19 protein-coding genes are annotated in these 16,598 nt (G+C 54.0%); 12 read left to right on the forward strand and 7 right to left on the reverse strand.

Going from position 1 to position 16,598, the window contains the following annotated elements; translation table 11 throughout:
• Positions 1-17 precede the first annotated feature (17 nt).
• From NSQ80_RS04990 to NSQ80_RS05000, 3 genes are read left to right on the forward strand one after another with little or no spacing between them, the layout of a single operon-like run.
• Positions 18-1,043: an AraC family transcriptional regulator gene (locus tag NSQ80_RS04990; protein WP_260069800.1), complete on the forward strand. Its 1,026-nt coding sequence runs from the start codon at positions 18-20 to the stop codon at positions 1,041-1,043.
• Between the two features lie 43 nt (positions 1,044-1,086).
• Positions 1,087-1,326 (forward strand): hypothetical protein, encoded by a 240-nt coding sequence (locus NSQ80_RS04995; RefSeq protein WP_323075909.1) that lies wholly within the window; start codon positions 1,087-1,089, stop codon positions 1,324-1,326.
• A 13-nt stretch (positions 1,327-1,339) separates the two neighbouring features.
• The gene (locus tag NSQ80_RS05000) at positions 1,340-1,726 is read left to right on the forward strand and encodes a hypothetical protein (protein ID WP_009226229.1); all 387 of its coding nucleotides are present in this window, start codon (positions 1,340-1,342) and stop codon (positions 1,724-1,726) included.
• 524 nt (positions 1,727-2,250) lie between these two features.
• Here NSQ80_RS05000 and NSQ80_RS05005 read toward each other — a convergent pair.
• Positions 2,251-3,156: an IS1595 family transposase gene (locus NSQ80_RS05005; protein ID WP_339301628.1), complete on the reverse strand. Its 906-nt coding sequence runs from the start codon at positions 3,154-3,156 to the stop codon at positions 2,251-2,253.
• A 561-nt stretch (positions 3,157-3,717) separates the two neighbouring features.
• Between NSQ80_RS05005 and NSQ80_RS05010 the strand changes: the two genes are divergently transcribed.
• The 4 genes from NSQ80_RS05010 to NSQ80_RS05025 all read left to right on the forward strand — a co-directional run bounded on the left by NSQ80_RS05010 (position 3,718) and on the right by NSQ80_RS05025 (position 6,761).
• A complete protein-coding gene (locus NSQ80_RS05010; RefSeq protein WP_339301630.1) occupies positions 3,718-4,503 on the forward strand; it encodes an amino acid ABC transporter substrate-binding protein in 786 nt (261 codons plus the stop codon).
• Between the two features lie 87 nt (positions 4,504-4,590).
• Entirely contained in the window at positions 4,591-5,250 is a 660-nt protein-coding gene (locus tag NSQ80_RS05015) for an amino acid ABC transporter permease (protein WP_009226232.1), read from the forward strand.
• Between the two features lie 12 nt (positions 5,251-5,262).
• Complete coding sequence (locus NSQ80_RS05020; RefSeq protein ID WP_311202306.1) at positions 5,263-6,012, forward strand: amino acid ABC transporter ATP-binding protein; 750 nt, start codon at positions 5,263-5,265, stop codon at positions 6,010-6,012.
• Positions 6,013-6,473: 461 nt separating this feature from the next.
• A complete protein-coding gene (locus NSQ80_RS05025) occupies positions 6,474-6,761 on the forward strand; it encodes a hypothetical protein (RefSeq protein ID WP_009226234.1) in 288 nt (95 codons plus the stop codon).
• Here the strand turns inward: NSQ80_RS05025 and NSQ80_RS05030 are convergent.
• Positions 6,709-6,906 (reverse strand): spore germination protein, encoded by a 198-nt coding sequence (locus tag NSQ80_RS05030; RefSeq protein ID WP_323075914.1) that lies wholly within the window; start codon positions 6,904-6,906, stop codon positions 6,709-6,711. The genes NSQ80_RS05025 and NSQ80_RS05030 overlap by 53 nt on opposite strands.
• 58 nt (positions 6,907-6,964) lie before the next feature.
• Positions 6,965-7,696, reverse strand: coding sequence for an HAD family hydrolase (locus tag NSQ80_RS05035; protein ID WP_339301633.1), 732 nt, complete (start codon positions 7,694-7,696; stop codon positions 6,965-6,967).
• A 201-nt stretch (positions 7,697-7,897) separates the two neighbouring features.
• On the opposite strand from NSQ80_RS05035, the gene NSQ80_RS05040 reads away from it, so the two are divergent.
• From NSQ80_RS05040 to NSQ80_RS05050, 3 genes are all read left to right on the forward strand, one after another.
• Entirely contained in the window at positions 7,898-9,658 is a 1,761-nt protein-coding gene (locus tag NSQ80_RS05040; RefSeq protein ID WP_009226236.1) for a sensor histidine kinase, read from the forward strand.
• Positions 9,655-10,452 (forward strand): response regulator, encoded by a 798-nt coding sequence (locus NSQ80_RS05045; protein WP_009226237.1) that lies wholly within the window; start codon positions 9,655-9,657, stop codon positions 10,450-10,452. The genes NSQ80_RS05040 and NSQ80_RS05045 overlap by 4 nt, the downstream gene beginning before the upstream one ends.
• 137 nt (positions 10,453-10,589) lie before the next feature.
• Complete coding sequence (locus tag NSQ80_RS05050; RefSeq protein ID WP_339301635.1) at positions 10,590-11,921, forward strand: extracellular solute-binding protein; 1,332 nt, start codon at positions 10,590-10,592, stop codon at positions 11,919-11,921.
• Positions 11,922-11,984: 63 nt separating this feature from the next.
• Here the strand turns inward: NSQ80_RS05050 and NSQ80_RS05055 are convergent, their stop codons facing one another.
• Positions 11,985-12,908, reverse strand: coding sequence for an AEC family transporter (locus tag NSQ80_RS05055; RefSeq protein WP_009226239.1), 924 nt, complete (start codon positions 12,906-12,908; stop codon positions 11,985-11,987).
• Positions 12,909-13,082: 174 nt separating this feature from the next.
• On the opposite strand from NSQ80_RS05055, the gene NSQ80_RS05060 reads away from it, so the two are divergent.
• On the forward strand, positions 13,083-13,559 hold the full coding sequence (locus tag NSQ80_RS05060; RefSeq protein ID WP_009226240.1) for a GNAT family N-acetyltransferase: 477 nt from the start codon (positions 13,083-13,085) through the stop codon (positions 13,557-13,559).
• A gap of 15 nt (positions 13,560-13,574) precedes the next feature.
• Here the strand turns inward: NSQ80_RS05060 and NSQ80_RS05065 are convergent, their stop codons facing one another.
• A complete protein-coding gene (locus NSQ80_RS05065) occupies positions 13,575-14,033 on the reverse strand; it encodes a threonine/serine exporter family protein (RefSeq protein ID WP_009226241.1) in 459 nt (152 codons plus the stop codon).
• Positions 14,034-14,061: 28 nt separating this feature from the next.
• Complete coding sequence (locus NSQ80_RS05070; protein WP_323075919.1) at positions 14,062-14,820, reverse strand: threonine/serine exporter family protein; 759 nt, start codon at positions 14,818-14,820, stop codon at positions 14,062-14,064.
• 190 nt (positions 14,821-15,010) lie between these two features.
• On the opposite strand from NSQ80_RS05070, the gene NSQ80_RS05075 reads away from it, so the two are divergent.
• A complete protein-coding gene (locus NSQ80_RS05075; protein ID WP_339301640.1) occupies positions 15,011-16,075 on the forward strand; it encodes a diguanylate cyclase in 1,065 nt (354 codons plus the stop codon).
• A 68-nt stretch (positions 16,076-16,143) separates the two neighbouring features.
• Here NSQ80_RS05075 and NSQ80_RS05080 read toward each other — a convergent pair whose 3' ends face one another.
• Positions 16,144-16,422: a hypothetical protein gene (locus tag NSQ80_RS05080; protein WP_339301642.1), complete on the reverse strand. Its 279-nt coding sequence runs from the start codon at positions 16,420-16,422 to the stop codon at positions 16,144-16,146.
• Between the last annotated feature and the right edge of the window lie 176 nt (positions 16,423-16,598).

A 16,598-nucleotide genomic window follows, 5' to 3' on the forward strand; every position in this document is an offset into this window, starting at 1 on the left:
AAAGCGGAGGGATAAGGGTGGCTAGAGAGCATCAGGTTACCGAGTATATGCTGCCAAATATGGATTCGACGTTTAAGCTCTTTGCCGCGCATTTGCGTACGGTAACGCCGGAGTGGTCGTATCCGCGCCACAGCCACCCGCTGTTTGAGGTGAACTTGCTGCTGGCAGGCAGCCAGGAGATGATCGTCGGCGGCAAACGTTATGTGCAGCAGCCCGGCGATTTCCTGCTGCTTCGCCCTGAAGACGTGCATGAAAGCCGGGCGCTGGGGACGGAGCCAATGACGTATTATTGCTTGCATTTTAACGTCGACGAGCCCGTGCTTCGCGAGCTGTTGTGCCGAGGCGAGACACCGCTTCACACCGCAGACGGGCCGCTGGCCCAAGTCATTCGGCCGAGCTTGGACAAGCTGATCGCGCTTACCTCGGACGGGTCAGGTGCGAAGCTGGCGGACAAGATGCGGGCGATGGCTGCGGTGTTCGAGCTGTTTGCCGGCCTGAGCGAAGGGCTGGCAGAGCAGGAGTCCGGCGCGCCGAGCAGCCGGATGAACCGGATCGCGGCGGAGATCGCCGCCGCGCTGGAGCGCAGCGTCGAGGAGCCGGAGACGGCCTGGAGCGCGTCAACGTTGGGGAACGCAAGCTCCGGCAGCAATGGCGCCGGCGGGGATGGCTCCCATGGCAGCATCACCGGCGGAAGGAGTTCCGGCAGTAGCGTCTCCCGTGGTAACGGCTCCCACGGTCGTCGATCCGTCGACGTTCTGGACGGGGACCGGTCGCGTGAGACCGTCGCGGCGGTTACCGCTGGACTTGGGTACAGCGCGTCCTCCTGCAATCGGATCTTCCGCAGCGTGTACGGGATGTCGCCGCGCCAGTATTTATCGGCGCTGAAGCTAAAGAAGGCCAAGCTGTTGCTGATGGAGCCGGAGCTATCGGTCGAAGCCGTCTCGATACGACTTGGCTACAAGGATATTGCCCATTTCAGCCGTCAGTTCAAACGTTGGACTGGGGAATCGCCGGGCAAGTTTAGAGCACGATTTCATATTTAACTTTGAATTCATATCCATTTTAAATTGAAAGGGGCTAGCTGTTTTGACCATTGAAAATGAAAGCGCTGACTTATTGGCGTTACCGCGAAGCAAGCGGATTGTCTTTTTTGGCGACAGCATTACGGAGAACGGTACGTATATCCGGAACTTGGAGGCTTTTTTCCTGAAGCATCTGCCGGAACACCGGCTGGCCGCCGCTGGCGGAGGCGCTGCAGCAGGCCGAGGCACTGCTGCCGGCGATCGAGCGCGCCGCCGTGATGTAGGGCGGCGCGGAGAGCGCTGAGGCGCGCGAATGGATGGGGTTCGCGCGCACCGACCTATACTTCGGCGCCTTCGCGGACGCCGACCTGGCCCTGCTCGAGCAAGGCTGGCACCTAGCCTACTGCCGGCTGAGCCACCTCTACGGCTGCCCGTACGCCGCCGGGCAGATGGAAGCATTTCGCGCCTGGCTGACCGCGAAATACGGGCTCGCCCCGAAGCCGGTGCTGCTCGTCTCCGGCGACGCCGATCTCGACGTGCCGTTTGAGGAGAACGGGGCGGTGCTTGAGCGCACCTACCGGGCACATGGCGGCACGGTGACGACCATCCTCAAGCCAGGCGGCGGCCATCACCCGCACAGCTTGCCCGACGTTACGCCGATTATGCAGTTTGTCCTTTCTTCGGCTGCGAACCGAATACAGTAGCTGCCTATAGCCGTCCGATGTGTATCGGACGGTTTTCGTTAGGGGAGGGGAACATAGTCTAGCCGCGCTCTTTTCAACGATTATCCCGTTGCATCAGGCAATGAAGAAAGAAAAAGAAATATGATATGCAAAGTCGAAGTAAGATGCTGCAAGAAAACCGATAAGTACGGATATATGCGATAGGGGGAACAGAATCTCTCTGCGGCCCTTTTTTTGACGATTATCCCGTTGAATCAGCTGGTGGAGAATGAGAAGGAAGTAGTCAAGTCAAGTACAGTAGTAAAAAGATGCTGTGAGAAAACCGATGGATAGGAACATATGAAGGAACATATGAGCGACAACTCACTGAGTAGAGATAGATTGCGAAAAAAATTCGGTATAGCTGAATTCGGTATAGCTGTAAATGGGTCGATCAGCTGTGCTCGAAAGTCAAGGTAGGAGGCTCCTATTTCGTGTTGTTTGGCATTCCAATCAGCACCTCTATCATTGCTATTAATAACCTCTTAGTACCTCGATTAGCAGGTTTACGCCGCTGCTGCAAGGAAGGGCTTCTGACCACGTGCGATTAACTGGCGGTAAGGGATCGCTGGAATGGACAGGCACATTTGCAGCAGGTCCTGGCGCATTTCTTCCTCGGAAAAGGTCATGCGCAGGTAACGGCGGACGGTGTACTCATTCAAATACGCCTGCAAATGCGTTATCCCCAAGGCAACATACGTGCGTCTGATAGAGTCCCTCGCTTCTCTCACAACTCTCCGTAGGGGCAGATACATCCGATGAACGAAAGGGAACCACCGCTTGGTTGAGGTATGGACGTCTACATGCTTGTTGATGAACTCCGCGAGATCGCGCCGGGTAGCCCATTGCTCGCCTCCTCTTTTATGCGGTATCAGTTGGATCTTCACTCGCTCGGGCTCACCAGACTCCGTGACCGTGCAGCCGGCGACGACTGCGGTGGCATAAGGTTGAGAAGCTGGATGAAAGCGGTTGGTATCCGTCCCATACTGATCGCGGTTCACCTTTACCTCTCCGGAGAGCAGATTCCGGGCATCACATTCACCGAGGATATGGCGGATTTTGTGCAGCATGAGCCACGCGGTCTTGTAGGTAACTTGGATTACCTGACTCAACCGCAGCGCCGAGATACCGTCGGGAAGCAGAAACAGTTCCATGGCTTGGAACCACTTCACCAAAGGCAGATGGGTTCTTTCAAAAATGGTGCCGACCAAAGGCGAGGCTTGATAGCCGCATCTTCTGCACTCAAACAAAGGAAGTCGTCGGGAGGACAGGCGGGTGCATTTGGTATAAGCGCAGCGGGGGCAAACAAATCCGTTTGGCCACTTCATAGCGATGATCGCCTCGATGCAGTCGGCTTCACTTTGAAAACGGCTACTGATAGATTGAAGCTCTGCATTCGTATAAAAACCCATGCCCGATCCCTCCAATTTAAATCCCGCTAACTCAACGAATATGAACATATGTTCCCTTTGTTATCATTATACCAAACACCTGTTCGTGAATCAAGAAAAATATCCCAGATAAACCATCTTATCTTCGTAAAAACGGAACGATCAGCTCCACGGGCTATCTCATTTCTATCCCGCCTATGGAGTTCCCAGTTCTGAACCAAAGGGATAATCGTGTAAAGAGGCGTAGTTAGAAGATCCCCTTCGTCGATCTCCCCATTCTGAACCAAAGGGATAATCGTGCAAAAAAGGCGCGGTGAGAAGATCCTCTCCTAGATTCCTCGTTCTGAACGAAAGGGATAATCGTGTAAAAGGGCAAGCGGTTGTGAACATTGTTCGAAGACCTGTCACAATACTCCGGGAATTTCTGACAAACCTCCGGGTTTCTATCGACTCTTTTTTGGTAGTATGGTATTATGATAGTCTGATAACGTATTAGCGGACTAAAGCGAGGTTCTGAGCTAAGCTAATACTATTTGAGTTAATAGTATTTGAGCTAATAGCAATACTCAGGGGGAGAGACAGATGAAAGCTAACAAAAAAATGATCATGATGAGCCTAGTGATGGCTCTGGTGTTAACGGTGCTGGCCGGCTGTTCGGGGTCGGGAGCGGGGAAAGAGGATAATACGCTGGTGATCGGGATCGACGATAAATTCGCACCGATGGGCTTCCGCGATGAAAATAACGAGATTGTTGGCTTCGATATTGATTACGCCAAAGCGGCGGCGGAGAAAATGGGAATGGAAGCCACGTTCCAGCCGATCGACTGGTCGGCTAAGGAATCTGAGCTGAACAGCGGACGGATCGATCTGATCTGGAACGGATATACGATTACGGAGGAGCGTAAGGGCAAGGTCCTGTTTACGAAGCCTTACTTGAAAAATAGCCAGGTGGTCGTAACGCTGGCCGATTCGGAAATCACCCAGCTCAGCGATCTAGCTGGCAAGACGGTGGGCTTGCAGGCGTTGTCTTCCGCAGCGGATGCGCTGGACGCGGCTCCGATCAAGAGCGAGATCAAAACCATCTCGGAATTCCCGGATAACGTACTTGCGCTTACGGATCTCAAAACGAAACGGCTTGATGCGGTCGTGATCGACGAAGTTGTGGCGAGATACTATATGGCGAAGGAAGAAGGTACGTTTAAGCTGCTGGATGAGTCGCTGGCGCCTGAAGAATACGGCATCGGCGTGAAGAAGGGGAACGAGGAGCTGCTGAACAAGCTGCAGCAGGCGCTCGACGAGCTGAACCAGGACGGTACCGCGTCGGAAATTTCGAAGAAATGGTTTGGCGAAGACAAAGTGCTGAAGTAGAAACGAAACGCGTAAAAACCGGATTGCTTCGGAATCCGGTTTTTTGCTGGTTGTGTTAAAATCCAAGATGTTCCGAGGAGAGCGATCATGAGTCTGGAGTATTTGTTAAGTATCCTGGGGCCGATGCTGGAAGGGACGAAAACCACGATTTGGCTGTTTCTTCTGGCCATCGTGACATCGATTCCGCTGGGCTTCGCCTTTACCTTTATGGTTCGCAGCCGGATCAAGCCAGTCGCTTGGTTTGCCGGGGCTTATATTTATGTCATGCGCGGTACGCCGTTGCTGCTGCAAATGCTGTTCGTTTGCTTCGGGCTGCCGGTCATCCCGGTGATCGGCGAGTATCTCGTGATGGATCGGTTCGTCGCCGCTTGCGTTGCTTTTACGCTGAATTACGCGGCGTACTTCGCTGAGATCTTCCGCGGCGGACTGCTGGCGATCGACAAGGGTCAATATGAAGCCGCGAAGGTGCTGGGGCTCAGCCGCTGGCAGACGACAACGCGGATCGTGCTGCCACAGATGCTGCGCATCGCGCTGCCCGCTGTCTCCAATGAGTCGATTACGCTGGTCAAGGATACAGCGCTGCTCTATGCAGTGGCCGTTCCCGAGCTGCTGCATTTTGCGCAAACGGCGGTCAACCGGGATTTTACGATCGTACCGTTTGTGCTTGCGGGCGTGCTGTACCTGTTGATGACGTTGGTACTGACCGTGCTGTTTAAGGCGCTGGAACGGAAGTTCAAATTTGAGTAAAGGGCTGGAATCATGGATCAAGCAATCGTTCAAGTCGAGCATTTACGAAAATCGTTTGGCCAGCTGGAGGTGCTGAAAAACGTCTCCTTTAACGTCGCTACGAGCGAGGTGCTGGCGGTGATCGGGCCGTCCGGTTCGGGCAAGAGCACCATGCTGCGTGCCTTGGCCCATCTTGAGGAAATCGACGGGGGTACGATCCGGATTGGAGGCGAGTCGCTGGTGGACAATGGGCGGTATGCCGGCAGTGCCAAGCTCAAGGAAATTACCGCCCGTATGGGCATGGTGTTCCAGCATTTCAATCTGTTCCCGCACCTCACGGTGCGCGGGAACCTGGAGCTCGCACCCAAGCTGGTGAAAAGGCAGCCGGCTGCAGACATCCGCGCCAAGGCCACGGAGCTGCTGGAGAAGGTCGGGCTCTCCGATAAAGCGGAGGTTTATCCGGCCAACCTGTCCGGGGGGCAAAAGCAGCGGGTCGCCATTGCCCGGGCGCTGATGATGAATCCGGAGATTCTGCTGTTCGACGAGCCGACCTCTGCGCTGGATCCCGAGCTAACGGGCGAGGTGCTGCAGGTGATGAAGCAGCTCGCCGAAGAGCGGATGACGATGATCGTCGTCACGCATGAGATGGGCTTTGCGCGGGAGGTGGCCGACCGCGTGATGTTTATGGCGGACGGGGAGATGATCGAATCCGGCCGGCCGGAGCAGCTGTTTAGTGCGCCGCAGCATGAGCGGACGCGGTCTTTTTTGCAGCGGGTACTGTGACGTACAAATTCAAACGGCGGCAGCCTCAAACTTCGTAGTTGAAGTTCCGAGGCTGCCGCCGTTTTTTTGCCACCCTATTTTATTTCACCGAGTAAACCCCTTCTTTGTAAACCAACGTATAGATCATGCCAGAGTCGGTCAGAACGTACTGGTCCACTGCATCCTTGGACAAGCGGCGCTGTTTGCCGTCGACAGCAATATGGTATATGCCGGGCTCGTAGCCATGGGATACATAGTAGACGCCGGACTTGTTGACCTCGAAGGTCGTATCAGCAGTAGCTCCGGGCGCCAGGGCAGCCAGCTTCTTCTCCTGGCCGGTGGACCGCCAGCGTATCCGGGTGTCACCGATTCGCCGTTAACAAGCATGGTCGTGCTATTCACCTTGAACTTGACCGTTCGCTACCTATGGCCAGCATCATGTTTGGCATACCCATCCGCTGGATTTTGCCGTCGCCACACCGATGGGAATGATGAATGGGCTGGCCAATACCGGCACGCAACTGCTGGAGCCCATTTTGCATGCCCGTATCGTTGTTCCTGAAGAGAATGCCGGCCGGGTGATGAACGACCTCGTGCAGATGCGCGGCCGTTTCGAGCCGCCGCAGCGGCAAGGGGAACGCGTATTGATTGAGGGACATGTGCCGCTCTCGACTTCGCTCGATTACCCGATTGAACTTAGTTCGTATACCAAAAATGTTAGGGTCGCGCATAAAGGTATCCAAATACTGCCAGAATCCGCGGCGGGCTAACGCTTTGCCGATCAATATAAAGCATGGATACCTTCGATTTGAAAACTTCGCCGACTTCGGATTGTTCGACTTTCAGCCTGCGACGGATAATGGACAGATTGGTCCCTATTGATTCATTAAAGGCGTCATGCGGTCCGACGATCACGGTCTCCGCAAAAAAAGAATGCTGCCCTTTGCTCGCAGCATTCTGTGCGTGATCGTCTTTACATGGATTCGCTCAATAATAGCCGGGATAATTCGGCATAACTGGCAACCGGGGTATGGGGGAGATGCGGATCGGATTCGGGCGGGATTCCGCGGTGATTGAACCAAATGGAGTGCCAGCCGGCGCCGGCCGCCCCTACGACATCGTTGCGCCAGGAATCTCCGATATACCAGCACTGATCCGGTGCTATGCCCAGTTTCCCTGCAATCAGGTTGAACAAGCGTGCATCCGGTTTCGTCAAGCCAACCGCACCCGAGATGAACACCAGCTCGGCGGGAATCAGCCGATCGACCCCCAGTGCCCGGATCTTTCGCCATTGGTGGTTCGGCGGTCCGTTCGTAATGATTCCGACGACGGCGCCCCGCGCCTGGAGTTCGCCGATCAGCTCCAGCGCTCCGGGAAACGGCCGAATGTCAAATTGACGGCCTAGGTAAGCGGCCTGTACCGCCGCGGCTTGTTCGGTTGTCAGCGAGAGCCCAAACTCCCCTAGAGAACGCACGAAACGTTCGGTGCGCATCGATTCCAGCACCTGCCCGTAGGTGGGCGTACCCCCGGCTTGGGCGGAAAGATAATCGCTGTAATAGCGCATCCGGTGATACGCCGATTCATAGGGGAAGTTCGGCCCGGTGTGCAGGATCTCTTCCAGTGCCTCGCGAAAAGGCTGCAGGTGGTCGTATAACGTATCATCCACGTCAAAAAAGACCGCGTGGTTTGGCGTAATTGTGTTCATTGTGATGATCCCCTTCTCTTTACCAGCCGCAGTAGAAAACCTTGGCTTTTTCCTATAAAATGCTTATGTATTGTACTGGCTACGGGAGCCGTCGCCTTCCCATTATACGTGACAATTTCGAAAAATCCATAGTTCACCCGGTCCTTTTCGGATATGATGGGATCGGATTGTATACTTTGGGTGGAAAGGTTTGGAGCGGACGTGAAAAAGCCGAAACGATGGTTTACCTTAAGAAATCAAATCTTCATCAGTTTTATGCTGCTGATGATTTTTGTCCTGGGAATCGCCAGCGTACTCACTTATTATCGGATGTCCGCACTGCTGGAAACCAATGCTGAGAAGCATATCAGTCAAACCGCGATGCAGGCCAACGGCCGATTGGATGCGCTGATTGCCCAGATCAATACGCTGACCACGCAGGTCGCCACCGATGATTACGTCCAGAAGCTGCTGCTCGCTGAGGTGCAAGGGAAGGAGACGCCCTTTAGCTCGCGCCAATCGCTGCTGCCGCTGTTTAGTGACTATCAGGCCTATGTGACCGGCATCAAGTCGCTTGAGTTATATACTAACGATTATCGCCGATTGTTCCCGCTGAACGAAACCGAGTTGATCGACACGATCGATTCGGAATGGATTAACGCCGCGAATTGGGGCAAAGGGGCGCTCGTCTGGATTGGTATCGATCCGCGCGATCCGTCTACCGTGCTGGCGCTGCGCCGGGTGAGCTTGCTGGACCGCTGGTTTTCGTCCGGGGGATATTTAATGGTGCGGCTCGATCGGACTTATTTTCAAATCCATGAGCAGATCGACGAAGAGGTTGGGGAGTATATCCTGCTGGTTGACGGGAATCAGCGTCCCGTGGCATCCAATTTCAGCTTTCCTGCGGAAGAATTAAATTTGAAGGAGCTGCTGAGCAACGAAGGAAAAAATATCACCATCGGCGGGCAGAGGTTTATTGAGGTCAAACAAGCCTCCAAAGCTACGGGGTGGACGCTGGTCTTCTTCACGCCCATGAGCTACGTCACCAGCGGGATCTCCGCGCTGCGAACAGCTGTCCTCGCTTCGGGAGCCATAGGGGTGCTGCTGTTCCTGATCATGTCGCTGTCGCTGTCCACGATGATCACCCGGCCCATCTTCCGGTTGATCAAGGCGATGCGCGGGGCGAGATTCGGGGTGCTGCAGCGGAACCCGATGTTCTCGAGCACGATGGAAATCAACGAGCTGAACAATTCCTACAACCAAATGGTCGACAATATGAACGAATTGATCCGTGTCGTTTACGAGAAGGAGCTCCTGCAAAGCCGGACCGAATTAAAGGCGTTGCAAGCTCAAATCAACCCTCATTTTCTGTTTAATACGCTGGAGGCCTTCTATTGGTCGCTGGAGGACAAGGGGGAGGAGGAGCTGGCCAACCTGGTCGTCGGCATGTCCAACTTGTTCCGGTACATTATCAGCAGCCCCAACCAGGACGAGTGGGTGACGATCGAGGACGAGCTGGAGCATGTGGAACGATACCTGCAGCTGATGACTATCCGACTTGCGGAACGGTTAACCTGGTCCATTGATGCCGGCGAATTCCGCCATGTTAAAATTCCAAAGCTTCTGATTCAGCCGCTGGTGGAAAACGCAATTTTGCACGGGGTTGAAAAGCAACTCGGCCAGGGCAAAGTAAGCGTATGCGTCGAATCCTCAGACAAGGAAGGTTACGTGAAAATCACCGTGCGGGACAACGGTCCCGGCATGGATGAGGAAACGTTAAACGGCCTACTGCAGGCGATGGAAGGCGGACCTTCCATTTCCTCGAAGGGGACAGGCGTCGGGATTGTAAATGTACAACGGCGACTTCGCCTGTATTATGATGAGGAGCAAGGGAAGAAGCACGGTTTGCAAGTGACCAGCCGCCCGGGCGAAGGAACGTCCGTAAGCTTTGAAATACCTAGTGATTACGGGGGAACGGTATGAAGCAGACAAAAACCATACTTGTGGTGGAAGATGAACCGAGAACAAGACAGGGCTTTACGAAAACATTGGAAGCCTGGTCTGCCGGCCGGTACCGGATCGAGGCGGCGGACAGCGGGCAGGCGGCGCTGGCTTGGCTGGAGAATCATGTCGCTCATCTGCTGATCACGGACATCCGCATGCCCGGCATCAGCGGGCTGGAGCTGATCGAAATGCAGCAGCGCCATAAGCAGTTCAAGCCGGTGGCGATTATCATTTCGGGTTATGCGGAATTCGAATACGCGCAAAAAGCGATGCAGCTCGGCGTCGTCAATTACTTGCTGAAGCCGGTGGACAAGCACAAGCTGGTTCAGGCCGTAGAGCAGGCGTTGCGGGTGGAGGACGACCGGCATCGAATCGAAACGATGGAGAAGCTGGTTGACCCGCGGCTGCTGGAGACAAAGGATACGGATACGCAATATACGCCCCAGGTGCGGGAGGCACTGAATTACCTGGACGAGCATTTGCACGAGCCGATTACGATGCGCCAGGTGGCCGACCATCTGCATCTGAATCCGAGTTACTTCAGCGTGCTATTCAAAGAGCAGACCGACCTTACCTTCAGCGAATATATCACCCGGTTGCGGGTGCTCCGCGCCAAGGAGCTGCTGCTGCGGACGACGTTGTCCGTTGGGGAGATCGCTGAGCGTGTAGGTTATCAAAGCGACAAATATTTTATCAAGGTGTTCAAAAACTATGAAGGGATGAGTCCCAGCAAATACCGCAGCCGGACGAAAGAGACGGAAGATGACGCCTAAGCCTTAGCCGTTCAATTACGGATATTTGCGGCGAACGGTTTGTTGCCCTCTGCTTGCTATGGAAGCGGAATCATCAACGTGATAAACTTGGGTTGAAGCGGTTACACGAATAGCCGGGATAACTAGGGGGCTAAAGCATGTCCAACCAGAAAACAGCATCTACCCTGTGGATTGCGCTTCTCCTGCTGCTGGGACTTTCCGGCTGCGTCGGCGACAAGGCGGCGGGGGGCGGCGGGGCGGATGACCAAGAAGCATCGGCGGCCAGCGAGAAGGTAACGATTCAATTTATGCATTTGTGGCCGGCAGGTGCCTCTCCGCAGCAAAATAAACTGGTGAACGAGATCATCGACCAATATCAATCCGAGCATCCGAATATCACAATTCAGCAAGAAGTGATGGAAAATGAGCAATACAAAAATAAATTAAAAATTTTGTCCGCGGCGAACGAGCTTCCTGACGTTGGCGTCACCTGGGCTGCCGGCTTCATGGACCCCTACGTGAAGGGTGACCTGTTCGCCCCGCTTGACGATTTGCTGGAACGCGGCTTGAAGGACCAGTTCGTCCCGGGGGCGACCGATGCTTATGCGGTGCAGGGCAAAACGTACGGCTTGCCGATCGAACTGAACATCTCGCCGATTTATTATAATAAGGCGATTTTTGACAAATACGATTTGGAAGTGCCGCAAACCTATGATCAGTTCCTGGACGTGATCCGCACGCTGAACAGCAAGGGGGTAACCCCGATCGCGCTGGGGAACCGGGACCGGTGGACGGGCTCGATCTGGTATATGTACCTGGCCGACCGGATCGGCGGACCGGAAACGATGAAGCAGGCGATCGACCGCTCCCGCAGCTTCGAGGACCCGGCGCTGATTCAGGCGGCGGCGGAAATCCAGAAGCTGGTGGATATGAACGCTTTTAATAAAGGCTTTAACGGCTTGTCCAATGAGGAAGGCAAAATGGTATTCATGAAAGAACAAGCTGCCATGTTCCTGGCTGGGACCTGGGAGGTGCCTAACTTTACGAGTAACCCGGACGTGCCTCAGCAATTTAAAGACAATGTCGGGTTCTTCAAATTCCCAACCTTTACCGGCGGTAAAGGGGACATTAACAGCTGGGTAGGCGGACCGGGGGTCGGCTTGTTCGTTGCGGAGAACTCCAAAGTCAAAGACGAAGCGAAGAAGTTTGTGGAATATTTCATCAGCAAGTGGGGGGCCGAATCGGTCAGTACGGCCGGGGTGATTCCGGCAACCAAGGTGGATACGGCGGCTTCGGATTTGCCTCAGCTCTACATCGATTTGCTGGATGAGCTGAACAATGCCAGCAACCTGACCTTATTTGCCGACGTGCAAATGAAATGGAATGCGGCCCAGACGCACTTAAATATGATTCAAGCCTTGTTCGGTAAGGCGGTGACGCCGGAGCAATTCGTGAAGGAGCATGAAGCCGCGCTGCAGCAAGACGAATAAAGCATCCGAGCATAAAGCAAGAACCTTCCGCCCTAATGGCGCAAGGTTCTTTATTTTTGGGGACTATCCGACGTATTTGGATAAGGAAATCAGGGCAGTCATCGTAATGATGTTCAGCAGCGTGGAGATCAGCACGGTTTGCGAGGCAAAATCCGGTTCGTTGTCGTACTCCTCCGCAAGGATGGTGCTGTTGACTCCGGTGGGCATGCCGGAAGCGATCAGCAGCGCTTGGGCTGGAATTCCTTTGAGGCCCAGCGCCCATACCAAAATGAACCCGATCACCGGGCCAATCAGCAGACGCAGCGCGACGCTGACGTAGACGTCAATCCGATCGAGCCGCAGCGGATATTTTACAATTTGTGCGCCAAGCGTTAGTAAGGCGATCGCCACCATCGAGTCGGCGATGTACCCAAGCGGCTTGGACACAAAGTAAGGGATTGGCCATTGAAGCAAATGCAGCGCCATCCCAAGCACCAAGGCGTAAGGGACGGGCATCTTAAGAAACCCGATCAACGCGGCCTTCAGCGTGCCGCCGGACTTGGCCCGTTGCACGGACATCACGCCATAGGTGAACGTGACCAGGCTCTGGAACGTCATCACCAGCGCTTGAACGGAAGCAGCCAATGGATCGCCTTTAAAGGCCAACTGATTAATCGGCAGCCCGTAATTGCCGGAGTTGTCGAGGATCAGACTGTTAGTGAAGGCGGCCCGCATGCCGGGTCCAAACTTCAGAGGCCAGCTGACAAGCCGGCTGACCCCATAGAGCAGCAGGACGTACAAAATATAAAACCCCGTAACGCTTCCCAGAAGATCCGCGGACATCTCCGATTCGTACATGCTGACGAAGACGACGGCAGGCGTCACGAAGTAGAAGTTGATTTTGGCCAGCGTATACAAATCAAGCTTAAAGGCTCGCTGCATCAAGGCGCCTAATCCGATGAGGATAAAAATGGGCAAAACGACATCCAATACAATATCGCCGATCATCTCTTGCTGTTCACTTCTTTCTTATGCGCTAATATGGAATTAGACGCTTATATGGAATCGAATACCGTTTAATGGCAGTCGCTAGTTATTATATCACGCCTGCCGCTGCGTAGAAGATGCAAATTGATCTACTGCTGCTGAATTGCGTGAGAACGTGAAAAGGAGTAAACGCCTATGATGACCCTCTCCAGACAGTCCCATCCCGTCCTTCGCGACGTGGAACGATTGGTTCAGTTGGAGACGGAGCTGACGAAGTTTAATAACGAACGCTCGCTGATCGAGCAGTCGCGCGGCGGGGACGGTTCTGCGTTGGACGAGGGAATGGTGAAGCGGAAGATCCGGTACTACTACCGGGACGATTTTCAAAATTTCGTCGCTTATCTTGGCGGGGAGCCTGCAGGAATGGGTTCTTTATTTATGCGCGGCGATACCGGGTATTTGGCCAACGATTTTACGTTCCCAGCGTACCGGAAGCGCGGCATCCAAACGGCGCTGATCCGGCACCGGTTGCAAACGGCAAGGGAGCTCGGACTGAAGCGGGTTTACACCGATGTGGAGTTTGCATCGGCCAGCCATGCGAACATGCTGAAATGCGGTTTTGAGCTGGTGTATGTCAATACGTTTTGGATGAAAACGGCGCTGCCGCGATAAGCGGTTAGCGCTTGTTTATGGTTTGGCTGTTCGCTTGCGAAGCCGCTGCGGGATCCGCCGGATCAAGAGCTGGCCGAGCACCTCGGACAAGACGAGCCCCATCGCGATCGAACCGGATAGGAGGAAGGCTTTAGCGGCAAGCTCCACAGCCAAATTGTATTCGTTCTCCACGAACCGCCGCATCGCGTCATACGCCAGTCCGCCCGGAACCAACGGGATAATCCCGGCCACGCTGAATATAATGACAGGCTTCTTGTAAACGCGGGCAAACAGCTGGCTAAGGACGCCAACCAAGAACGTAGCCGCAACGGTCGAAAATACACTCTCCATCCTTGGCTCCAGCAGGATGTAGACGAGCCAGCCAAGCATGCCGGACAGGCCGCATTGGAGCAGGGTTCGTTTAGGAGCGTTAAAGAGGATGCCAAAAGCCCCTGAAGCAATAAAACTAATAAGCAGATGAACGAGTATATACATCGGACGGTAGGTCCCCTTTACATACGAATTAAATCAAAGTAAATACGACGGCGATTCCGGCTCCGATGGCAAAGGCGGTGAGAAAGGCCTCCGCTCCACGGGACAACCCGGATACGAGATGTCCGGCCATCAGGTCCCGGACCGCATTGGTAATGAGCAGTCCCGGCACGAGCGGCATCACCGAACCGATAATGATCTTATCCAAGTCCCGGCCTAGCGATAATTGCACAAAACCCGTGGCCAACAGGCCGATGATCAGTGCAGCGGTAAACTCGGCGAAAAATTTTACCTTCACCAGCCGATGGAACAGCAGATACGCGGCAAACCCCACACCGCCGCACAATATGCCCGGCAGGAAATCTTCCGCCTGGCCGCGGAACATTAAGGTGAAGCAGCCGCTGGACAAGGCTGCAGCCGCCATTTGCAGCGGCATCGGATAGGCGTGCTTCTCCGACTCGATCTCGCGCAGCAAGGCATGCGCTTCTGCTACCGTGACATCCCCGCTGTGCAGCTTCCGGGAGATGTCGTTCACCGCGGACACCTTCTGCAGATCGGTTGTCCGCTCCACGATGCGGATCAGCTTGGCGGATTCCGCTTCTCCGGATTGAAAGACGATCCCCGTCGGCGTCACATAACTATGCGAGCCCGAGAGTCCCAGCGCATTGGCCATCCGGGTCATCGTATCCTCCACGCGGTATGTTTCTGCTCCGCTTTGAAGCATGATTTTTCCCGCCAATAGACACACCTGTACAGGCTCCTGTCCTTGGACTGCAGCCATGTCGTTCATCACCGTCACCCTTTCAACAATCTGACGCCATTATATCATGACCAGGAGAGCAGAAAAACGGATTCGACAAAACCTGTCTAAATGTGTCGAATATAATCGAAAATTAGTAAAAATATCTTATTTTTGTCGCATTTATATGTTATGCTAGCACTACTTACATAATGCTTTATACATCTGAGAGGAACATTTGATGCTGCAAAGCTTAATTAACAATTTAACAATGCTGACGACGGGAATCCTTTTTGGACATATATTGAAGAGCACCTTGCCGGATCGCCTGCAAAAGGCGTTAGGGACCCGGTTCCTGCTGGGCATTGCACTTGGACTACTGGGTGTGCTGCTGATGTACTACCACTTTCCGCTCTCCAGGCATGTAGTGGTCGATTTCAGCCAGCTGCCCATCCTGATCTCCGTCTATCTGGGAGGCGGCATTTCGGGAGAGATTACGACTCTGTTGATCGTGATTTATCGGCTGTTTCTGCATGAGTTCGGAACGCATTCCATGATCGCCGCACTGACTTCGCCGGTGACGTTTTTCATTGGGTTCCTCTACCTGCGCAGGGAGATGACAACGATGCCGCGCATCATTCTCGTGCTTATGTTAAGTGCGGTGAGTATGGTGGTCATCTCTTGGATTCTGTACGGCGGCCATTCCTATCAGGAGCTCGGGCTTTATTTGCCGTTGTTCCTCATTGCCGGTTTAATCGCGTTTTCCATCCTTCGTTATCTCCGCAACAAGGACGACTCCATTCGCTTGATGAGGGAAGCGGCGAACCGTGATTTTTTGACGAGTTTGTACAATTCCCGGGCCTTTGCAAAGAAAATGGAGCAAAAGATCGCCGTTGCCCAACGCGACAACATTCCGTTCACCCTGCTGATCATCGACATCGACCATTTTAAGCAAGTCAATGATCAGTATGGTCACCTGGCAGGTGATGCTGTGCTGCTGCAAATCGCTGATGTGATGCGGGAGACGTTCTCGCCGCGGGATCATATTGCCCGCAAGGGCGGCGAGGAATTTGTGATTTTGGTCGATCGTTGCGATGCCGAGCAAATTAAAGTGATCGCCGAACGGTTGCGCCGCAATGTGGAGAACCATCGTTTTATTTTACCGGATGGAGGGGAATTAAAGCTAACGATCTCGGGAGGGAGTGCGACCTACCCGAATGTTGATGAGGTGGAGTTGTTCGTCAAGGCGGATCAGGCACTTTATCAAGCGAAGGAGGATGGACGAAACCGGGTGTACGTGACCTAGATCTCGCGCTAAGAATTACCTGTTCAAGACGGATTCCAATGACTATTGAAGCGATTTTAGGAGGCATATCATCGTGAGTCGACAGATTTCATTATCCATTCGTCAAAATCGGGAGCGGCAGGGTCGATGGGACTGTCCTTCTGGATCGCGTCCGCATCGGGCACATCGGGAAGCGGATCATCCTCGCTGACGAACACATCGTTAGGTTCACTGATGCCTTGGACAATTCGCGTATCATGCGGGAGCAGGTCATCGCCGGGAATATCATTCTCCGGGCGATACTCCTTGAGCAGCTTGTACCGCTCATATTCGAAGTCCGCGGAGTTTTTGTTGATATTGGGGTCCACGTCAGATCAGCGCCTTTCTTTTTTAAATTGCGATTCCCCCAAAAGTTTACCCCAAAATAAAGAGTATTACTTTGAGGAAGATTTTACCGAAAGAACCGATCGGCGGCTTCCTTGACGGTCCTCAGGAGGAATCTGCGTTCCAGATGCCTACCGGACTGGAGGCGGACGCTTCCGGA

It is taken from the genome of Paenibacillus sp. FSL K6-2441, from assembly GCF_037964765.1.
GTDB classification, from domain to species: Bacteria; Bacillota; Bacilli; order Paenibacillales; family Paenibacillaceae; genus Fontibacillus; species Fontibacillus phoenicis.

What these genes read in the sequence shown, in the direction of transcription:
- NSQ80_RS05020 (WP_311202306.1), top strand. Translation starts at nt 5,263, where the DNA reads ATGGATCAAGCAATCGTTCAAGTCGAGCATTTACGAAAATCGTTTGGC.
- NSQ80_RS05075 (WP_339301640.1), top strand. Translation starts at nt 15,011, where the DNA reads ATGCTGCAAAGCTTAATTAACAATTTAACAATGCTGACGACGGGAATC.
- NSQ80_RS05025 (WP_009226234.1), top strand. Translation starts at nt 6,474, where the DNA reads ATGGGAATGATGAATGGGCTGGCCAATACCGGCACGCAACTGCTGGAG.
- NSQ80_RS05035 (WP_339301633.1), bottom strand. Translation starts at nt 7,696, where the DNA reads ATGAACACAATTACGCCAAACCACGCGGTCTTTTTTGACGTGGATGAT.
- NSQ80_RS05010 (WP_339301630.1), top strand. Translation starts at nt 3,718, where the DNA reads ATGAAAGCTAACAAAAAAATGATCATGATGAGCCTAGTGATGGCTCTG.
- NSQ80_RS05060 (WP_009226240.1), top strand. Translation starts at nt 13,083, where the DNA reads ATGATGACCCTCTCCAGACAGTCCCATCCCGTCCTTCGCGACGTGGAA.
- NSQ80_RS05070 (WP_323075919.1), bottom strand. Translation starts at nt 14,820, where the DNA reads ATGAACGACATGGCTGCAGTCCAAGGACAGGAGCCTGTACAGGTGTGT.
- NSQ80_RS05065 (WP_009226241.1), bottom strand. Translation starts at nt 14,033, where the DNA reads ATGTATATACTCGTTCATCTGCTTATTAGTTTTATTGCTTCAGGGGCT.
- NSQ80_RS05050 (WP_339301635.1), top strand. Translation starts at nt 10,590, where the DNA reads ATGTCCAACCAGAAAACAGCATCTACCCTGTGGATTGCGCTTCTCCTG.
- NSQ80_RS05000 (WP_009226229.1), top strand. Translation starts at nt 1,340, where the DNA reads ATGGGGTTCGCGCGCACCGACCTATACTTCGGCGCCTTCGCGGACGCC.
- NSQ80_RS05055 (WP_009226239.1), bottom strand. Translation starts at nt 12,908, where the DNA reads ATGATCGGCGATATTGTATTGGATGTCGTTTTGCCCATTTTTATCCTC.
- NSQ80_RS05005 (WP_339301628.1), bottom strand. Translation starts at nt 3,156, where the DNA reads ATGGGTTTTTATACGAATGCAGAGCTTCAATCTATCAGTAGCCGTTTT.
- NSQ80_RS05045 (WP_009226237.1), top strand. Translation starts at nt 9,655, where the DNA reads ATGAAGCAGACAAAAACCATACTTGTGGTGGAAGATGAACCGAGAACA.
- NSQ80_RS05015 (WP_009226232.1), top strand. Translation starts at nt 4,591, where the DNA reads ATGAGTCTGGAGTATTTGTTAAGTATCCTGGGGCCGATGCTGGAAGGG.